The sequence below is a fragment of the Rhizobium sp. BK591 genome, from assembly GCF_014195045.1.
Classification (GTDB): domain Bacteria; phylum Pseudomonadota; class Alphaproteobacteria; order Rhizobiales; family Rhizobiaceae; genus Rhizobium; species Rhizobium anhuiense.
Genome location: NZ_JACIAZ010000001.1, coordinates 647,169 through 663,497, shown reverse-complemented (window position 1 = coordinate 663,497; position 16,329 = coordinate 647,169). Strand labels below are relative to the sequence as shown.

Annotated in this window: 21 protein-coding genes; 12 read left to right on the top strand and 9 right to left on the bottom strand. The window is 62.2% G+C overall.

The genetic code is table 11. The features are described 5' to 3' along the window. Nucleotides 1-89 precede the first annotated feature (89 nt). Nucleotides 90-1,016: a LysR family transcriptional regulator gene (locus tag FHX10_RS03110; protein WP_063474637.1), complete on the bottom strand. Its 927-nt coding sequence runs from the start codon at nt 1,014-1,016 to the stop codon at nt 90-92. A gap of 132 nt (nt 1,017-1,148) precedes the next feature. Here FHX10_RS03110 and FHX10_RS03105 point away from each other — a divergent pair, with 132 nt between their 5' ends. The 4 genes from FHX10_RS03105 (at nt 1,149) to FHX10_RS03090 (ending at nt 4,497) form a co-directional block, all read left to right on the top strand. Beyond that, nucleotides 1,149-1,628: a carboxymuconolactone decarboxylase family protein gene (locus FHX10_RS03105; protein WP_047610801.1), complete on the top strand. Its 480-nt coding sequence runs from the start codon at nt 1,149-1,151 to the stop codon at nt 1,626-1,628. Between the two features lie 68 nt (nt 1,629-1,696). Continuing rightward, nucleotides 1,697-2,452, top strand: a complete 756-nt coding sequence (locus tag FHX10_RS03100) for an SDR family oxidoreductase (protein WP_063474636.1) — start codon at nt 1,697-1,699, stop codon at nt 2,450-2,452. Between the two features lie 53 nt (nt 2,453-2,505). Continuing rightward, nucleotides 2,506-2,922, top strand: a complete 417-nt coding sequence (locus tag FHX10_RS03095) for a cupin domain-containing protein (protein ID WP_063474635.1) — start codon at nt 2,506-2,508, stop codon at nt 2,920-2,922. A gap of 93 nt (nt 2,923-3,015) precedes the next feature. Next, a complete protein-coding gene (locus tag FHX10_RS03090) occupies nt 3,016-4,497 on the top strand; it encodes a mechanosensitive ion channel family protein (protein ID WP_063474634.1) in 1,482 nt (493 codons plus the stop codon). A 114-nt stretch (nt 4,498-4,611) separates the two neighbouring features. Here FHX10_RS03090 and FHX10_RS03085 read toward each other — a convergent pair whose 3' ends face one another. Together FHX10_RS03085 and FHX10_RS03080 are read right to left on the bottom strand one after the other, a co-directional pair. After that, nucleotides 4,612-5,100 (bottom strand): RrF2 family transcriptional regulator, encoded by a 489-nt coding sequence (locus FHX10_RS03085; protein WP_063474633.1) that lies wholly within the window; start codon nt 5,098-5,100, stop codon nt 4,612-4,614. 117 nt (nt 5,101-5,217) lie between these two features. Next, the gene (locus tag FHX10_RS03080; protein WP_063474632.1) at nt 5,218-5,790 is read right to left on the bottom strand and encodes a MarR family winged helix-turn-helix transcriptional regulator; all 573 of its coding nucleotides are present in this window, start codon (nt 5,788-5,790) and stop codon (nt 5,218-5,220) included. 143 nt (nt 5,791-5,933) lie between these two features. Between FHX10_RS03080 and FHX10_RS03075 the strand changes: the two genes are divergently transcribed. The 5 genes from FHX10_RS03075 (at nt 5,934) to FHX10_RS03055 (ending at nt 8,603) form a co-directional block, all read left to right on the top strand. After that, a complete protein-coding gene (locus FHX10_RS03075; RefSeq protein ID WP_047610811.1) occupies nt 5,934-6,269 on the top strand; it encodes a cupin domain-containing protein in 336 nt (111 codons plus the stop codon). A gap of 45 nt (nt 6,270-6,314) precedes the next feature. Continuing rightward, nucleotides 6,315-6,731, top strand: a complete 417-nt coding sequence (locus tag FHX10_RS03070) for a VOC family protein (protein ID WP_063474631.1) — start codon at nt 6,315-6,317, stop codon at nt 6,729-6,731. A gap of 150 nt (nt 6,732-6,881) precedes the next feature. Further along, nucleotides 6,882-7,262: a lipoprotein gene (locus FHX10_RS03065; RefSeq protein WP_047614143.1), complete on the top strand. Its 381-nt coding sequence runs from the start codon at nt 6,882-6,884 to the stop codon at nt 7,260-7,262. Nucleotides 7,263-7,308: 46 nt separating this feature from the next. Beyond that, the gene (locus FHX10_RS03060) at nt 7,309-7,824 is read left to right on the top strand and encodes an RNA polymerase sigma factor (protein ID WP_063474630.1); all 516 of its coding nucleotides are present in this window, start codon (nt 7,309-7,311) and stop codon (nt 7,822-7,824) included. Next, nucleotides 7,821-8,603, top strand: coding sequence for an anti-sigma factor family protein (locus FHX10_RS03055; RefSeq protein ID WP_063474629.1), 783 nt, complete (start codon nt 7,821-7,823; stop codon nt 8,601-8,603). Before FHX10_RS03060 ends, FHX10_RS03055 begins: the two co-directional genes overlap by 4 nt. 3 nt (nt 8,604-8,606) lie before the next feature. Here FHX10_RS03055 and FHX10_RS03050 read toward each other — a convergent pair whose 3' ends face one another. Genes FHX10_RS03050 through nthA form a run of 3 tightly spaced genes read right to left on the bottom strand, consistent with a single transcriptional unit; the run spans nt 8,607 to nt 10,271 of the window. Beyond that, nucleotides 8,607-8,975: a nitrile hydratase accessory protein gene (locus tag FHX10_RS03050; RefSeq protein ID WP_063474628.1), complete on the bottom strand. Its 369-nt coding sequence runs from the start codon at nt 8,973-8,975 to the stop codon at nt 8,607-8,609. After that, nucleotides 8,962-9,621: a nitrile hydratase subunit beta gene (gene nthB, locus FHX10_RS03045; RefSeq protein ID WP_063474627.1), complete on the bottom strand. Its 660-nt coding sequence runs from the start codon at nt 9,619-9,621 to the stop codon at nt 8,962-8,964. The genes FHX10_RS03050 and nthB overlap by 14 nt, the downstream gene beginning before the upstream one ends. After that, complete coding sequence (gene nthA, locus FHX10_RS03040) at nt 9,618-10,271, bottom strand: nitrile hydratase subunit alpha (protein WP_063474626.1); 654 nt, start codon at nt 10,269-10,271, stop codon at nt 9,618-9,620. Before nthA ends, nthB begins: the two co-directional genes overlap by 4 nt. 97 nt (nt 10,272-10,368) lie before the next feature. Here nthA and FHX10_RS03035 point away from each other — a divergent pair, with 97 nt between their 5' ends. Further along, on the top strand, nt 10,369-11,643 hold the full coding sequence (locus FHX10_RS03035; protein WP_063474625.1) for an SDR family oxidoreductase: 1,275 nt from the start codon (nt 10,369-10,371) through the stop codon (nt 11,641-11,643). Further along, a complete protein-coding gene (locus FHX10_RS03030; protein ID WP_063474624.1) occupies nt 11,643-12,119 on the top strand; it encodes a DUF2269 family protein in 477 nt (158 codons plus the stop codon). Before FHX10_RS03035 ends, FHX10_RS03030 begins: the two co-directional genes overlap by 1 nt. Here the strand turns inward: FHX10_RS03030 and FHX10_RS03025 are convergent. Then, nucleotides 12,111-12,704: a LysE family translocator gene (locus FHX10_RS03025; RefSeq protein WP_063474623.1), complete on the bottom strand. Its 594-nt coding sequence runs from the start codon at nt 12,702-12,704 to the stop codon at nt 12,111-12,113. The two genes, FHX10_RS03030 and FHX10_RS03025, sit on opposite strands and share 9 nt — an antisense overlap. A 150-nt stretch (nt 12,705-12,854) precedes the next feature. On the opposite strand from FHX10_RS03025, the gene FHX10_RS03020 reads away from it, so the two are divergent. Continuing rightward, nucleotides 12,855-13,703: an aldo/keto reductase gene (locus FHX10_RS03020; protein ID WP_063474700.1), complete on the top strand. Its 849-nt coding sequence runs from the start codon at nt 12,855-12,857 to the stop codon at nt 13,701-13,703. 80 nt (nt 13,704-13,783) lie between these two features. Here FHX10_RS03020 and ilvN read toward each other — a convergent pair whose 3' ends face one another. Both ilvN and FHX10_RS03010 read right to left on the bottom strand, forming a co-directional pair. Beyond that, nucleotides 13,784-14,356, bottom strand: a complete 573-nt coding sequence (gene ilvN, locus FHX10_RS03015; protein WP_063474622.1) for an acetolactate synthase small subunit — start codon at nt 14,354-14,356, stop codon at nt 13,784-13,786. Between the two features lie 83 nt (nt 14,357-14,439). Then, nucleotides 14,440-16,230 (bottom strand): acetolactate synthase 3 large subunit, encoded by a 1,791-nt coding sequence (locus FHX10_RS03010; protein ID WP_047611753.1) that lies wholly within the window; start codon nt 16,228-16,230, stop codon nt 14,440-14,442. Nucleotides 16,231-16,329: the final 99 nt, after the last annotated feature.

The following is a 16,329-nucleotide window of genomic DNA, read 5'->3' as shown; positions in this document are numbered from 1 at the left end:
ATTGCACGACTTGGCAGGATTCGCGGGCGTTAGGCAAGGCGGAAACTGACGCGGCAAGGCCGATGACGCCAAATCCGCCCGGCCGACAATCATCCCTCCCACCGCCGATCCGCTCCGCTTGCTGACATCGACGGATCCTGCCCGATGGCATCAGTCAGAAAGTCCAGAACCGTCTTGACCCGCAGCGGTATGTTTCTGCGGGAGGGATAGACGACATAAATGGGCAGCCGGGTCGGTTGAAAGTCGTTCATGACGGGGATCAGCCGACCCGCGGCGATATCCGGCACGGCGATGATGTGGGAGAGCACAGCTAGGCCCGCGCCGGCAAGGGCCGCCCTGTGAATGGCGACGGCGCTGCACGCCGTCAGCCGCGGCGAGATCCTGACGGATATGTCTTCCGAGCCGTTCGAAAACGACCATGAACAGGCATCGCCGGCCCTGCTGTAGCAGAGGCATTCATGGTCCTTGATGTCCTTCGGCGTCCGCGGCGGCGACCTGCGGGCGAGATAGGCGGGCGAGGCGACGAGGAAGGCCGTCGTCCAGCCGATCCGCCGGCAAACGAGGCTGCTGTCGGCGACGGAGCCCAGACGCACCTCGAGGTCGAGGCGCTCCTCGATCATGTCGGAGCTTTGTTCCCGGAACATCAGTTCCACCGAGAGTTTCGGATGGGCGGCGAGAAGATCGCCCAGCCGATCACTGAGATAGAGGCCGAGTGGCGCTGGAACGCTGAGCCTGACCTTTCCGGAGGCCATGGCACCTTCCGGTCCGGCGGCATCGCCGAGCTCCTCCACCGCCTCGAGAATCCTCATCGCCATTGGCAGCATCCGTTCACCCTCCGCCGTCAGCGAGAGGCCACTCGTCGTGCGATGCAGCAGGCGGGTGTTGAAATGCCCCTCAAGGGCCGCGACCTGCCGCGAGACCGCCGGCTGCGTCACGTCAAGATCATGCGCCGCCGCCGAGAACGAGCCCGTCTCCACGACGCGCAGAAAGGTCCGCAATGCCGATACGATATCCATCCCCGCCCCCTCATACTTTTGCGCATAGGCCTTATGCAGCCAGACTAAGCGAGAATGGCTTTACAGTCCAGCAATTAAGGATATCTTATATCCATAAGGATATTTTGTATCCTTAATTAGAGGAGAAACGATATGACCCAGCGATTGAACTACGCCCAGCAGTCCCCCGAGCTTTTCAAGAAATTCATGGAATTCAGCATGGCGCTGAAGAACAGCGTGATCGACGAAAAGCTGCAGGCTCTCATCGAGATCCGCGCTTCGCAGATCAATGGATGCGGCTTTTGCCTCGACATGCATGTGAAGCAGGCGAAGATCTATGGCGAGAGCGAATTACGGATCCACCACGTTGCCATCTGGCGGGAATCGAACCTGTTCCTTCCCCGCGAGCGCGCCGCCCTTGCCTGGACCGAAGCCCTGACCAAGCTGCCGGAAGGCGGCGTTCCCGAGGAGATCTACGAACGGGTTCGCGGCCAGCTTTCGGAGAAGGAAATCTCGGACCTGACCTTCGTCGTCATGGCCATCAATGCCTGGAACCGCGTCAATGTCGGCTTCAAGACCGTGCCCGGCTCGGCCGACAAGGCTTACGGCCTCGACAAGGCAGGACTGAACTAAGCTTCGCAATTCATTGAGAAGATTCAATTTTAACGCTGCCGCATCTCGGCAGTGAACGGAGATCTGTTATGAAAATCGTTGTCATCGGCGGAACCGGCCTCATCGGTTCGAAGACTGTCGAACGTCTGCGCAAGCAGGGACATGACGTGGTAGCCGCATCGCCGAACTCAGGCGTCAACACGATCACGGGAGAAGGACTGGCCGAGGCGCTCGCAGGCGCCGAAGTCGTGCTCGATCTCGCCAATTCGCCATCCTTCGAAGACAAGGCCGTGCTCGAATTTTTCGAGACCTCTGGCCGCAAACTTCTCGCCGCCGAAAAGGTGGCCGGCGTGAAGCATCATGTCGCGCTGTCCGTCGTCGGCACCGAGCATCTGCAGGAAAGCGGCTATTTCCGCGGCAAGCTCGCCCAGGAAAAGCTGATCAAGGCGTCAGGGATTCCCTACACCATCGTGCATTCGACGCAGTTCATGGAATTCCTCGGCGGCATCGCCCAATCGGGCACTGTCGGCCAGACGGTTCGCCTGTCGCCGGCCTATGTGCAGCCGATCGTATCCGACGACGTCGCCGATGTCATGGCGGATGTGGCGCTCTCACCGCCCGCCAACGCGACGATCGAGATATCAGGTCCGGAACGGGCGCGCCTGAGCGAGCTCGTCGCCAGATATCTGAAGGCCATGAAGGATCCGCGCACCGTCGAGGCTGATGCCGAAGCAAAATATTTCGGCGCCAGGCTCAACGACCAGTCGCTCGTTTCCGACAATAACCCGCGGCTCGGCTCGATCACCTTCGAGCAATGGTTCGCAAAGACCGCGCAGCCGAAGTGATCTTGCCAGGGCGCCATGCGCGCCCTGCGCACCACGATCCCATGGAGATTCCGATGATCAGAACATCATTCCTCGCCGCCGCCCTCGCCTGCCTTGCAGCCACCGGCGCCGGCGCGCACGACGCAAACAAGGCCTCGAAGGTCACCCTCGTTTACGAGCACGAGCTTCCGAACGTGCCGGGCAAGAGCATCAAGGGCGTGCTGGTCGAATACGGTCCGGGCGGCTTCTCCGAAGGCCACACCCATCCCACCACCGCCTTCATCTATGCCACCGTGCTCGAAGGAGCGATCCGCAGCCAGGTCAATGACGGCCCGGTCAAGGTCTATCATGCCGGAGAGAGTTTCTCCGAAATGCCGGGCGATCGTCACGGCGTCAGCGCCAACGACAGCGAGACCAAGCCCGCCCGTCTGCTCGCCGTTTTCGTCGTCGACACCAATCAGAAAGAACTCACCTACCCGCTCAAGAAGTGACATCCGCCGATACCGCCCGTGCAAGCCCGATGCTTGCGCGGGCGGCCGAGATGCTGAATCATGTGCGGCCCGCCCTATCCCGGAGACAGAGAGATGATCTACGACGTGCTCTTCGGCAAGCCTCTGATATCCCTCATTGCGATAGGTTTCGCCGGTATCGTCGTCTGGCATCTGCTCTCCAGCCATCGGCCGACGACGCGACTGGTGGTGCAGATTCTCTTCTTTGCGGCGATGACACTGATCCTCGTCGGCAGCGGTATCGAACCTCACCGGTTTCACGGATATGAGTCCGAGGATCCGCAGGCCTTGCTCGTCATCGTCGCGAAATCGCTCTGGTGGATCCATCTGGCATGGGCCGTCATCGGTTTCATCAGACTGTATCTGGTGCTGGAGGGCAGCCCCCGAGAGGCCCGCCTGCTCCAGGATCTCGTCATCGGCGTCGTCTATATCGGCATGGCTCTGTCGGTCCTGGCCTTCGTCTTCGGCGTGCCGATCGGTACGCTCGTCGCGACCTCGGGCGTCGTCGCCATCATTCTCGGCCTGGCGCTCCAGAACACCCTCGCCGACGTCTTCTCCGGCATCGCGCTGACGCTCGGCCGGCCCTACATCATCGGCGACTGGATCCTCCTCAGCGACGGCACGGAGGGGCGTGTCGTCGAAAGCAACTGGCGCGCGACGCATATCCTGACCAGCGCAAACAATATCGTCGTTCTGCCGAACAGTTTTCTGGCAAAGCTCGGCCTGACGAATGTAAGCCGGCCGGACGAGACCCATCTCTTGATCCTCACCATCCGCATCGCCCCGACGCGGATGCCCGCCTCGGTCCGGCACGTGATGGCGACAGCGCTGGCGAGCTGCAATTCGATCGTCCGCGAACCGCCGCCGGTTGTGGCGCTCAAGGGGCTGGATGCCACGGCGCTGGAGGTCGAGCTGCAGTTCCGGGTAACGAGCCCCAGCCAGCGTGTGCCGGCGCGAAACGAGGTGCTCGACCTCGTCTATCGCCACTGCAAATCGGCCGGCCTGCTTTTGGCCGTTCCAGCCGCGGCCTCCGTCCTGACCGGCGAACTGCCGACCGAAGAGAGCGCACGGCCGCCCCGCGTGACGCCGCTCGAATTGATCGAGGCCATTCCGATCTTTGCGACGTTGACGCGTGATGAAAAGCAGAAACTCGCCGAGACCACGGCCGTGCGCGAATTCCGCAAGGGCGATGTCATCGTGCGGGAGGGCGAAATGCTGCCATCGCTGATGATGGTGCGGGCGGGCATCATCGCGGCGCGCCACGGAGATCAGGAGCGTGGGCGGCTGGCACCAGGTGATTTCTTCGGAGAGACCGGGCTGCTCGCGGGCATGCAGGAAGTCTGCACCCTGGAGGCGCTGACCCCGGTTATCGCCTATGAAATCGATCAGGAGGCCTTCGCGCCGCTGCTGAACGAACGTCCCACACTGGCAGAAGAGATCGCCGACGACCTCGCCAGCCGCGCCGAGCGCTTTCGCGACGGCGCCGCCCTGCCCCCGGAACATGCCGGCAGCGCGCGCGCCATTCTGAAAACCATCAGGACCATCTTCAGGGCATAAAGCAATTCCAGTAAGAGTGCGCAGCAGTTTTGCGTCCGGAATTGCGAAAAACAAATACAGGGCATTTCCGTGGCTCAAAGAAAAGCGGAAATGCCCTCAAGCGCGGTCTTCCCCTCAGCCGGCGCGCTTCAGCACCCATGCGAAGGTGCTCTGCCAGAGTTCGGCCGGAACCTCCTCGGACAGGATCCCGACGAGATCGGAAAGCCGGACGCGCCTCAGCGTATTGCGCCAGGCCTCGTCGGCTTCCCACATGATGCGGGCGACCGCGCAAGGCTTGCTGTCACAATAGCCTTCCGCCCGGCATGGATTGTTTTCCCGGATATTCGTGCAGGTGAAGCTGCGCGCGCTTCCCTCGACCGCCTCGACGATGTCGAGGAAATTGATCTCGGACGAGGGTCTTGCAAGCCGGTAGCCGCCGCTCGGGCCGAGCGTGGTGTTGACCAGCGATGCCTGCGAAAGGCTCTGCAGCGCCTTGGAGAGGTATTCCTTCGGCAAACCATGAAGCTCGGCGAGCGCCTTGGTGGAAAGGTACCTGCCCTCTGGCAGGCCCGCGAGAATGGCGCAGCAATGCAACGCCCACTCGACCTGGCTTTTCAGGATCATTCGGCAACTCTTGTGATGGCTGGCTCGGCCATTGGAATTAAGGATATATCATATCCGAAAACCGGTATGATGTAAACGACCTGCATAAGCAGCGTGTTGCCGCCTGAGCCGTGAACCTCAGCCGGCCTCGCTCTCGCCCCTCGCCTGATCATTCTCAATCCCGGCAATCAGCTTGCGCAGCAGCGCCGCGAGCGCCTCGCGCTCCTGTCCGTCAAGAGCCTGCAGAAACGAGGATTCGCTCGCCATATCGGTGCGGAAGGCCTTTTCGGCGAGTGCGGCGCCGGCTTCTGTCAACGCCACCAGCACACTGCGCCCGTCACGTGGCGATTTCTCCCGGCAGATCAAGCCCGCTTTCTCCAGACGGTCTAGCCTGTGGGTCATGCCTCCCGACGAGATCATCAGCGCCGAATACATGTCCGTTGGGGTCAGCCGGTAAGGTGGCCCGGAACGGCGAAGCGTTGCGATCACGTCGAATTCGCCTCGGTCGAGGCCAAAATCGGCAAAGGTCGCCTCGATGCTGGGGCGCACCAGGTTGGACAGCCGAAAGGCCCGCCCCAGGATCGCCATCGGCTCCGTGTCGAGGTCGGGCAGTTCCAGCGTCCATTGCCGGCGCAGCCGGTCGACATGGTCCTCGCTCGGGCGGCCCTCGTCCTCGGGGCGGTCACCGTTCCCTTCAGTTCCATCCATCATTCTCTGCCTCATATCACCACGGGCGAGACATACACCTTTCACTCGATTCACGGAAGATATCTTGACGGGAAGATAATTTTCAGAGATATATCTTCTCGCAAAGATAGTTTGCGTTCGCAGACGGCACGAGCAGGAGGCACGTGATGTTCAGGATTCTTCGACACCAGGAACCACGGCCGGATCAGAGCAGGACGGTCCGCTTCGAAGGCCACGATTACGGCGGCGAGATATCGCTCTTCCTCGTCGACAACGAGCCCGGCCAGGGCCCCGATCTGCATGTCCATCCCTATTCCGAGACATGGGCCGTCCGGAAAGGCGAAGCCGAGTTCACCGTTGGTGACGCCAAAACCCGGGCCTTTCCCGGTGATATCGTCGTCGTGGCCGCCAACATTCCCCACCGCTTCGAAAATGTCGGCACGGGACGGCTCGAAATCGTCTGCATTCATGCCAGCGACACTATCGTGCAGGAGTTTGTGTGAGGCGAGACTGCCCCCGAAAAACACCCCAAAGAGGAGGAAACCGCAATGTCCAAGATGATCTTCGTGAACCTGCCGGTAAAAGACATTGCTGCTGCGACCCGCTTCTACGAAGCGATCGGATGCAGCAAGAACGAACAGTTCAGCGATCACCAGGCCTCGAATATGGTCTGGTCCGAGGCGATTATCTTCCATTTGCTGACGCGCGATTTCTTCGCGAGTTTCACGCCAAAACCTGTTGCCGAAGCGGAGAAGGCGAGCGAAATGCTGATCGCACTGACGATGGACAGTCGTGAAGACGTCGACGCCATCGTCGAGGCGGCCTCAACCGCCGGCGGCAAGGCCGATCCGCGCGCCCCGACAGACATGGGCTGGCTCTATAACCGCGCCTTCGAGGATCTCGACGGCCATATATTCGAAGCGGTATGGGTCGATATGGCGGCGGCGTCCGCCTCGGGGCAATAGCCGACAAGCCACCCGACGCGACCGCACGGGCGAAGCGGGTTTCGGCCAGCCTCGCCCGTAAAAATTTCGCCACCTGGGAATAAAACTGCCTCGCCTCGTGTCTCATCTCAGGCATCGCAAGATTGCGTGCCCAATCTGAGGAGAGACATCATGAAGTCCGTGAAATTTCTGTCCGTCGTGGCGGCCGCCGCCCTTGCCGCGACCGCTGCTTTCGCCGCCGCTCCCGTCAAGACCGTCGATTCCGCCAAGGGCAAGGTGCTCGCCGGCGAAAACGGCATGACGCTCTACACCTTCAAGAAGGACGTCAAGGGCGTTTCCAACTGCAACGACGACTGCGCCAAGAACTGGCCACCGCTGATGGCCGCTGGCGACGCCAAGGCCGATGGTGCATATTCGATCATCGATCGCAAGGATGGCACGAAACAATGGGCCAAGGACGGCATGCCGCTCTATTTCTGGGTCAAAGACAAGAAGGCAGGCGACATCACCGGCGATGGCGTCGGCGGCAATTGGGATCTCGCCAAACCCTGATTGTGGCGGCCCTGATCGCCCAGACCCAAATCACCAGAGAGCCGGCGTGAAGATACCCGCACCCGAAACCTTCGAGGGCCAGATCCTGGCCCTCCTGCCCTCGCTCCGGCGGTATTCGCGCAGCCTGACGCGCTCGGATGCCGATGGCGAGGATCTGCTCCAGGATTGCGTCGAGAAGGTTCTCACGCGCCGTGGCCAATGGCGCGGCCTCAACCTGCGCGGCTGGGTCCTGACCATCATGACCAATCTCTATCGCAACGGCCGGCGCGGCAAGGCGCGCGACGGCCTGATCGAACTCGACGCGGCTGAGGATATGGCCTCTTCCGAACCACCGGCCGATCCGCTGGAGCGCGCGCGGCTCGACGATGCGCTGAACAGCCTTTCGGAAGAACACCGCGCCGTGCTGATGCTCGTGGTCATCGAGGGATATACCTATGGCGAGGTCGCCGCCGCGCTCGACATCCCGATCGGCACCGTCATGTCCCGCCTGTCGCGCGCCCGCCGGCGCATCGCCGAGCGGCTAAAGGCCGACAACATCATTACGCTTCGGAGACCGAAATGAACGAGACCAATCCGAGCGTCACCGAAGCCGATCTCCACGCCTATGCCGACGGCCAACTACCAGAAACGGCGCGTGCCCGCATCGAGGCCTTCCTGGCCGACAATCCCGATGAAGCGGCGATGGTCGCCGCATGGCAGGCGCAAAATGGGGCGATCCGCTCGATGTTTGCAGGTTATGAGCAGGCGAAGGACACCGACCCCCTGCTGGTCGTCCCCCCGCGCGCCATTCCATCAGGCTCGAAACGCTGGGCGATCGCTGCGGCCGCCCTCGTCGTCTTCGCGCTCGGCGCCGTCAGCGGCCATTATGGCCCAGCACTTCTGGAAAAGCCGGAGTTGCAGCTTGCCGGCGACGAAACGCTGCCGAAACAGGCTGAGACCGCCTTCGCGGTCTATGCCGCCGAGGTTCGTCACCCCGTCGAGGTCTTCGCAGACGAGGAGGCCCATCTCGCCACCTGGCTCGGCAAGCGCCTGGCAATCCAGAATCTCAAGATCCCGAACCTGCAGCCGCTCGGCTTCAAGCTGGTCGGCGGCCGCCTGCTGCCGGTCGACGGCAGGCCGGGCGCCATGTTCATGTACGAGAACCAGGCCGGCGAGCGCCTGACTGTCCTGGTCGGCCGCAACACGGACAACCGCACGACGAGCTTCCGCTTCGCCTCGTCGGGCAATGTCGAGACCTTTTACTGGATCGACGGCGAACTCGGCTATGCCGTCACCGGCGAAATCTCCCGCGAGACGCTACGGAAGGTGGCTGAGGAATGCTATAAGCAGTTTCCGTCGTGAGGATCAGCGCGAGGGATCGTTGCTGAGCTCGATCGGCCGTCCGTGCGGCGTCGCTTCCGCCGCCCGCTGCCAGCTGTGCTGCAGTGCCAGGATCGTTTTCGCATCGGCGATGCCGTTGCCGACGATCAGATCCGAGAGAGCCGCCACCCAGCAGTCGAAATAGTCGCTGCCATCTTCGGCCCGGCCAGGCCTGTGCAATTGCGCGGACAGCGTTTCAGCCCATTGGCTCCAGCTGAACAGCCCTTTTGCGTGCAGGTGCACGGTCATGGCAAAGGCTTCGGCCGCCCATGGCTCGGGAAAGACCGGCTCTCCCTCCGGCGATCTCGGCAGGCTGGGCGATTGCCTCAACGGCGATGTCTCATGCCGGCTCAAGATAGCTCTCCCATGCATCGATCGACACGGTCAGCGTGGGATCGGCATCCGCGCCCCAGATCTCCGCGCCGTCGAAGACGATGGTATACAGCCATTGCGGGTTTTCGCCCTTGCCATGCGCATTGTCGTCAGGGAAGACGAACGAACCTTGTACAGCTTCGACCACACCGGTCCTGGCGCGCGCGTAACGCGGTAGGCGCGTATGCGTCGGCGGGTTGAAATTCTTCGTCTTCACCGTCTCGCCGACCGCAAAGAGCGGAGCGGTCTTAACAGGACGATCGCAAGGCCCACCCTTTGCCAAAACGGCGGGCACGATGTCCGCTTTCAGCACCCGCTTCGGCACCGCGCCGTCCTGCAATGCATGGCCGGACAGCAACTCCTCGCGCGTCGCAAAGCCGTGCCGCTCCAGCAGCTTGTCGATGCCGCGGATCCAGATCTCGTAGTAGCTGGCGGCGAGGTAATCGGCCGGCGGAATATTCTCGCGCGCATGCCGGCTTTCATCGATCGTCCACGCGCCGAAAGCGCCGCAGGAGATGGTGATGCCGAGCGCCCGCTTTTCCCATGCTGCATGAAAATAGGGCTCATTCTTTTCGGGCGCGACCGGCCCGAAGCCCATCTGCCCGCCGAGATCGTGCGGTCCGTTCATGGTGTGCTCTCCGGGCTGGCAGCAACCGCGGTGCCGATCATCGCATCGCGGCTGACGAGACCGGCAAGCGCCTGTTCGTCCATTCCTTCCGTGCCTTCCGGCCGCTCGGGAATGACGAGGTAACGCAGCTCTGCCGTCGAATCCCAGACGCGGATCTTCTTGTCCTCCGGCAGCGTCAGCCCGAATTCCGCAAGCACGCCGCGCGGATCGATGACGGCGCGCGAGCGATAGGCCGGCGCCTTGTACCAGACCGGCGGAAGGCCGAGCACCGACCACGGATAACAAGAGCAGAGCGTGCAGACGACGAGATTATGGGTCTCGGCCGTGTTGAAGACGGCACGCATGTGCTCGCCCTGCCGGCCAATGTAGCCGAGACTGGCGATCGCCGCCGTCGCATCACGCTTCAGCCAGTCGGCGAAATCGGCATCGCCCCAGGCTTTGGCAACGACATGCGCGCCGTTTCTCGGCCCCACCTTCGTCTCATAGGTCTCGACGATCGCATCGATCGCCGCCGGATCGATAAGCCCCTTCTCCGTCAGCAACGTTTCCAGCGCCTTCACACGTGCCTGCATGTCGGAATAGAGATTGTCGTGATCATGCCCGTGGGCATGATCGTGGTCATGGCTATGCGCGTCATGATCGTCGTGCAAGACACTGTCCTCCCGAAACTTTCTCCTATTTTTACCATATGCCGCAGGTCCGCCAAGCCCTTCTATGCGCCCTCAGCTTTTCCGCTAATCTCCCGCCATGAACATTCTGATTCTCGGCGCAACCGGCTTCATAGGCTCCGTGGTCGCGGCCCGGCTCGTTGCCGATGGCCACGCAGTGACCGGGCTTGGCCGCAATCCCGCGCGTGCCCGCCTGAAACAGTCGAAGGTCGACTGGCGGCGCGCCGATCTCTCGCGCATGACGAAACCGGCGGATTGGGACGACATCCTCAAGGACCAGCATGCCGTCATCAATTGCGCCGGCGCCCTGCAGGACGGCCTTTCGGACGATCTGTCGGCCACCCAGGCAGAGGCGATGCTGGCGCTATATTCCGCCGCAAAAGCCTCGTCGCGCCCGCTGATCGTGCAGATATCGGCAAGGACGGCGGGAGCGGCCGGCGATCTTCCCTTCCTCGCCACCAAACGGCGGGCCGACGAGGCGCTTGCTGCCAGCGGCCTGCCATATTTCATCCTGCGCCCTGCCCTGGTTCTCGGCCGCAATGCCCATGGCGGTTCGGCGCTGCTGCGCGCACTCGCAGCCTTTCCATTGGTGCTGCCCCTGGTCCATGCCGAAAGCCTCGTCGAAACACTCTCTGTCGACGATGTGGCGGAAGCCGTGTCGCGGGCGGTTTCCGGCGACATCTCCGGCGATGTCGATCTTGCCGCCGCCGAGACCCTGACGCTCGCCGATCTCGTCCGCCTGCACCGGCAATGGCTCGGCCTCCCTCCCGCCCGCGTGTTTGCCCTTGCCCCCTGGCTTGCCCGGCCGGTGACATGGCTCGCCGATCTGTCGGGCCTGCTCGGTTGGCGTTCGCCGCTGCGTTCGACAGCGATGACCGTCATGTCGGAAGGCGTGCAAAGCTCGAAAGCAGGAAGCGGCCTCGTCGCGACATCAGCGGCTGCGACGCTCTCGGCCAATCCCTCCGGCGTCCAGGATCTCTGGTTTGCCCGGCTCTATCTCCTGAAGTCGCTTGTCATATCGGGCCTGTCCGTCTTCTGGCTGCTTTCCGGCCTGATCCCGCTGCTGGCGCTCGAGAGGACATCCGCTCACTTCCTGCCATTCATGCCTCACGCTGCCGCAACGGCGCTGACGCTGGCGACCTGCCTCGTCGACATCGTCCTCGGTGCCGCCGTCCTTGTCCGTCCCCTGGCGAAACGCGCCCTTCTCGGCATGCTTGGAGTGTCGATCGCCTATCTCGCCGGCGCCAGCCTGCTCGAACCCGTGCTCTGGCTCGATCCGCTCGGGGTTCTCGTCAAGGTGCTGCCGTCGATCCTGTTGACGCTGGTAGCCCTTGCCATCCTGGATGAACGCTGATGCTTGAAGAATGGCTGCTGCTCGCCCATGTCATTGGCGCGACCGTGCTCTTCGGTACCGGCGCCGGTATCGCCTTCTTCATGGCGATGGCGCATCGCACACGCGATCCCGCACTGATCGCCCATGTCTCAGCAACCGTCGTCATCGCCGATACGCTCTTCACCGCCACCGCGGCCATCCTCCAGCCGGTGACCGGCACTCTGCTGGCGCGATCGATCGGCTGGGACCTGTCGGAGGGCTGGATTGCGCTGTCGCTGCTGCTCTATGTCGTCACCGGCCTGTTCTGGCTGCCGGTCGTCTGGATCCAGATCCGGCTGCGCAATCTCGCTCGCGCTGCCGCGGCATCGGGAAAAGCCCTGCCGCCAGCCTATTTCAGCCTTTACCGCATCTGGTTTGCTTTCGGCTTTCCAGCCTTCTCAGCCGTCCTCGGCATTTTCTGGCTGATGCTGATGAAGCCGTCGATCGCTCTATTTTAACATCGGCCAGAGGCTTAGCACCAAGAGCACTGCCATGCTGATGTTGAACCATTTCAGCCGCACCGGATCGGAAAGCCATTCCCTGAGCGCCGAGCCGAAGCCTGCCCATGTCGAAACGCTGGGGACATTGACCACCGCGAAAGCGAGACCGACGATCAGCACGCTGACGAGATAGAGTTGCGGATTGGTATAGGTGGCCATCGCGGTGACCGCCATCACCCAGGCTTTTGGATTGACCCATTGGAAGGCGGCAGCCGCAAAGAAGGACATCGGCTCGACGCCGCTCTTGCCTTCGCTGAGCGAGCGCGACGTGGCGATCTTCCAGGCGATCCAGACGAGATAGGCGCCGCCCGCAAATTTCAGCGCCGTATAGACGGCCGGCACCGTATGCAGAAGCGCGCCGAGCCCGAGGCCGACGCCGATGAGCAGCGAGAAAAAACCGGCGCCGATGCCGAACATATGCGGGATCGTCCTGCGGAAGCCGAAGTTCACGCCCGATGCGAAAAGCATCATATTGTTCGGTCCCGGCGTGATCGATGTCGTGAAGGCAAAGAGAACGAGGGCGAGAAACGTATCCAGCGGCATGCGACCTCCCCAGCCAGCTTTTTGCGGCCTGCTTATTTAGGTCAGCATAGCTGCCCTAAACTGCCGATGCCATGACATCATTGTCATGGTGACAGGATTACTTGAAAGATGGCGAGCCGGCCCAATCTCTTGCCGAAGGGACAGAAAATTATGCAAGACGACCCGATTCCATTGATCACATTCCCGAACGGCACGGCGGTGCCGGCGCTCGGCCAGGGAACCTGGGCCATGGGCGAGGATGCCGGCCACGCCAGGGCCGAGATCGAAAGCCTCAAGGCAGGCATCGATCTCGGCATGACACTGATCGACACCGCCGAAATGTATGGCGACGGCGGCGCCGAGGAGATCGTCGGCCAGGCAATCAGGGGACGGCGCGACGAGGTCTTCGTCGTCAGCAAGGTCTATCCCTGGAACGCCAGCCTGAAAGGCACGATCGAAGCCTGCGAGCGCAGTCTCGAACGGCTCGGCACCGACCGCATCGATCTCTATCTCTTGCACTGGCGCGGCAACTACCCGCTCGCCGAAACCGTCGCCGCCTTCGAAATGCTGAAAACATCCGGCAAGATCGGCGCCTGGGGCGTCTCCAACTTCGACACCGACGACATGCAGGAATTGCTTGGAGTGCCCGACGGCGCCAATGTCGCCGCCAACCAGGTGCTCTACAATCTCTCCCGCCGCGGCATCGAATTCGACCTGCTGCCCTGGTGTCAGAGCCGCAAGATTCCCATCATGGCCTATTCGCCGATCGAGCAGGGAAATATCCTGCATCATCCCGAGCTGATCCGTATTGCCAAGGCCTATCAGGCAACGCCCGCCCAGCTGGCGCTCGCCTTCCTGCTGGAACACGACGGCGTCATCGTCATCCCGAAGACCTCGAATGCCGAACGCGCGGCCGAAAACCGCGACTGCGTCTCGCTCGATATCACCGACGAGGACTGGCAGGCGCTGGACGCCGCCTTCCCGCCGCCGGCAAAGAAAAAGCCGCTGGAGATGCTCTGATCTCCAGCGGCTTTCGCAATTATTTCAGCAGCGGGCTTACATGCCCGGGCTGTAATCTTTACATGCCCGGGCTGTAGTCTCTACATGCCCTGGACACCGCGGTTCATCGCCGCAATGCCGGTACGGCAGACCTCGATCAGGCCGAGCGGCTTCATGATCGCTACAAACTGGTCGATCTTCGACGACTTGCCGGTGATCTCAAGAATGAAGTGACCGACCGTCGCATCCACCACCTTGGCGTGGAAGGCATCGGCAAGGCGCAGGGTCTCGGCGCGCATGTCGCCCTCGCCGATCACCTTGATCAGCGCCACCTCGCGCTCGATCGGCCGGTCCTGGCCGAGTTCGCGGGCGCGCACCGTCAGGTCAACGACGCGATGCACCGGCACGATCCGCTCCAGCTGCGCCTTGATCTGCTCCAGCACGTGCGGCGTGCCGCGTGTGACGATGGTGATACGGGAAAGATGCGCCTGATGCTCGGTCTCGGAGACCGTCAGGCTTTCGATATTGTAGCCGCGGCCGGAGAACAGGCCGATGACCCGGGCAAGAACGCCCGGCTCGTTGTCGACGAGAACCGAAAGCGTGTGGCTTTCGACGGCCGCCGTTTCCGGCGAGATGAAATAGGCGGAGCCCGTGGGCTGTAGATGTGCGTTCATGGTCCTGAGTTTCCTCTTCCCTGTCGCATACCCCCGAAAATCGGGAACGATTTCCGGAAAGGATTATGCGCAAATTAAAAATGTCAGACGAGCGCGCGGCCCTTGGCATCGATCGCATTGGCGACCGCCTCGTCGGTGGCTTCATCCGGCAGCAGCATCTCGTTATGGGCCTTGCCTGAAGGGATCATCGGGAAGCAATTGGCGAGATTGGCGACGCGGCAGTCGAAGATGACGGGCTTTCTGACCTCGATCATTTCCAGAATGGTGTCGTCGAGCTCATCCGGCTTTTCGCAGCGCAGGCCGACGGCGCCATAGGCTTCCGCCAATTTGACGAAGTCGGGCATCGCCTCGGTATAGGAGTTCGACAGGCGGTTGCCGTGCAGCAGCTGCTGCCACTGACGCACCATGCCCATATACTGGTTGTTCATGATGAAGATCTTGATCGGCGCATCGTGCTGGATCGCTGCCGACATTTCCTGGATGCACATCTGGATCGAGGCATCGCCGGCAATGTCGATGACGAGGCTGTCGGGATGGGCGATCTGCACGCCGAGTGCGGCCGGCAGGCCGTAACCCATCGTGCCGAGGCCGCCCGAGGTCATCCAGCGGTTCGGCTGCTCGAAGCCGAAGAACTGCGCCGCCCACATCTGATGCTGGCCGACCTCGGTGGTGATGTAGGTGTCGCGGTCCTTGGTGTGGGCGTAGAGCCGCTCCAGCGCATATTGCGGCATGATGACGTCGTTGCTCTTCGTATAGGCGAAGGAGTTGCGCGCCCGCCAGCGGGTGATATCGGTCCACCAATCGTCGAGCCGGCCCTTTTCCGGCTTCTTCGGCAGCGCCCGCCACAGGCGGACCATGTCTTCGAGGACGTGGCCGACATCGCCGCGGATGCCGATATCGACCCGGACGTTCTTGTTGATCGAAGACGGATCGATATCGATATGGATCTTCTTCGAATTCGGCGAAAAGGCATTGAGACGGCCGGTGATGCGGTCGTCAAAACGCGCGCCGATGCAGACCATGACGTCGCAATCGTGCATCGCCATGTTGGCTTCGTAGGAGCCGTGCATGCCGAGCATCTTCAGCCAGTTCTTGCCGGAAGCGGGATAGGCGCCGAGGCCCATCAGCGTCGAGGTGATCGGGAAATCGGTGAGCTCGACCAGCTCGCGCAGCAGCTTGGAAGCCTCGGGACCGGAATTGACGACGCCGCCGCCGGAATAGATGACGGGACGGCGTGCATTCGCCATCAGCTCGATCGCCGCATGGATCTGGTTGAGGTCGCCCTGGGTCTTCGGCTGGTAGCTCTTCTGGATCGTGTAGTCGGCCGGCGGTGTGTAGGTGCCGGTCGCAAACTGCACGTCCTTCGGAATATCGACGACGACAGGGCCTGGACGGCCGGACTGGGCGATGCGGAAGGCCTCGTGAATGACGGCGGCGAGCTCGTTGACGTCCTTGACCAACCAGTTGTGCTTGGTGCAGGGCCGGGTGATGCCGACCGTATCGCATTCCTGGAAGGCGTCGGAGCCGATCAGCGAGGTCGGAACCTGGCCGGTCAGGCAGACGAGCGGGACCGAATCCATCAGCGCATCCTGCAGTGGCGTGACCGCGTTGGTGGCGCCCGGACCCGAGGTTACCAGCATGACGCCGACCTTGCCGGTCGAGCGGGCGTAACCTTCGGCCGCATGGCCTGCCCCCTGCTCGTGGCGGACGAGGATGTGCTTGACCTCCTCCTGCTGGAAGATCTCGTCGTAGATCGGCAGGACCGCGCCGCCGGGATAGCCGAAGATATGTTCGACGCCATTGTCCTTCAGCGCCTTGAGAACGATCTCCGCTCCCGTCATCCGATTGCCTGCCGCCTGATTGTCCGTGCTCATCTGTCTGTTCCGTTTATGCTGGGATTTGCGTTTGTGGCCGGAAGCCCTGATTTCGGGCATAAAAAAAGGCCCCGGAGGAGCCTGTCATCTAGCGCATGG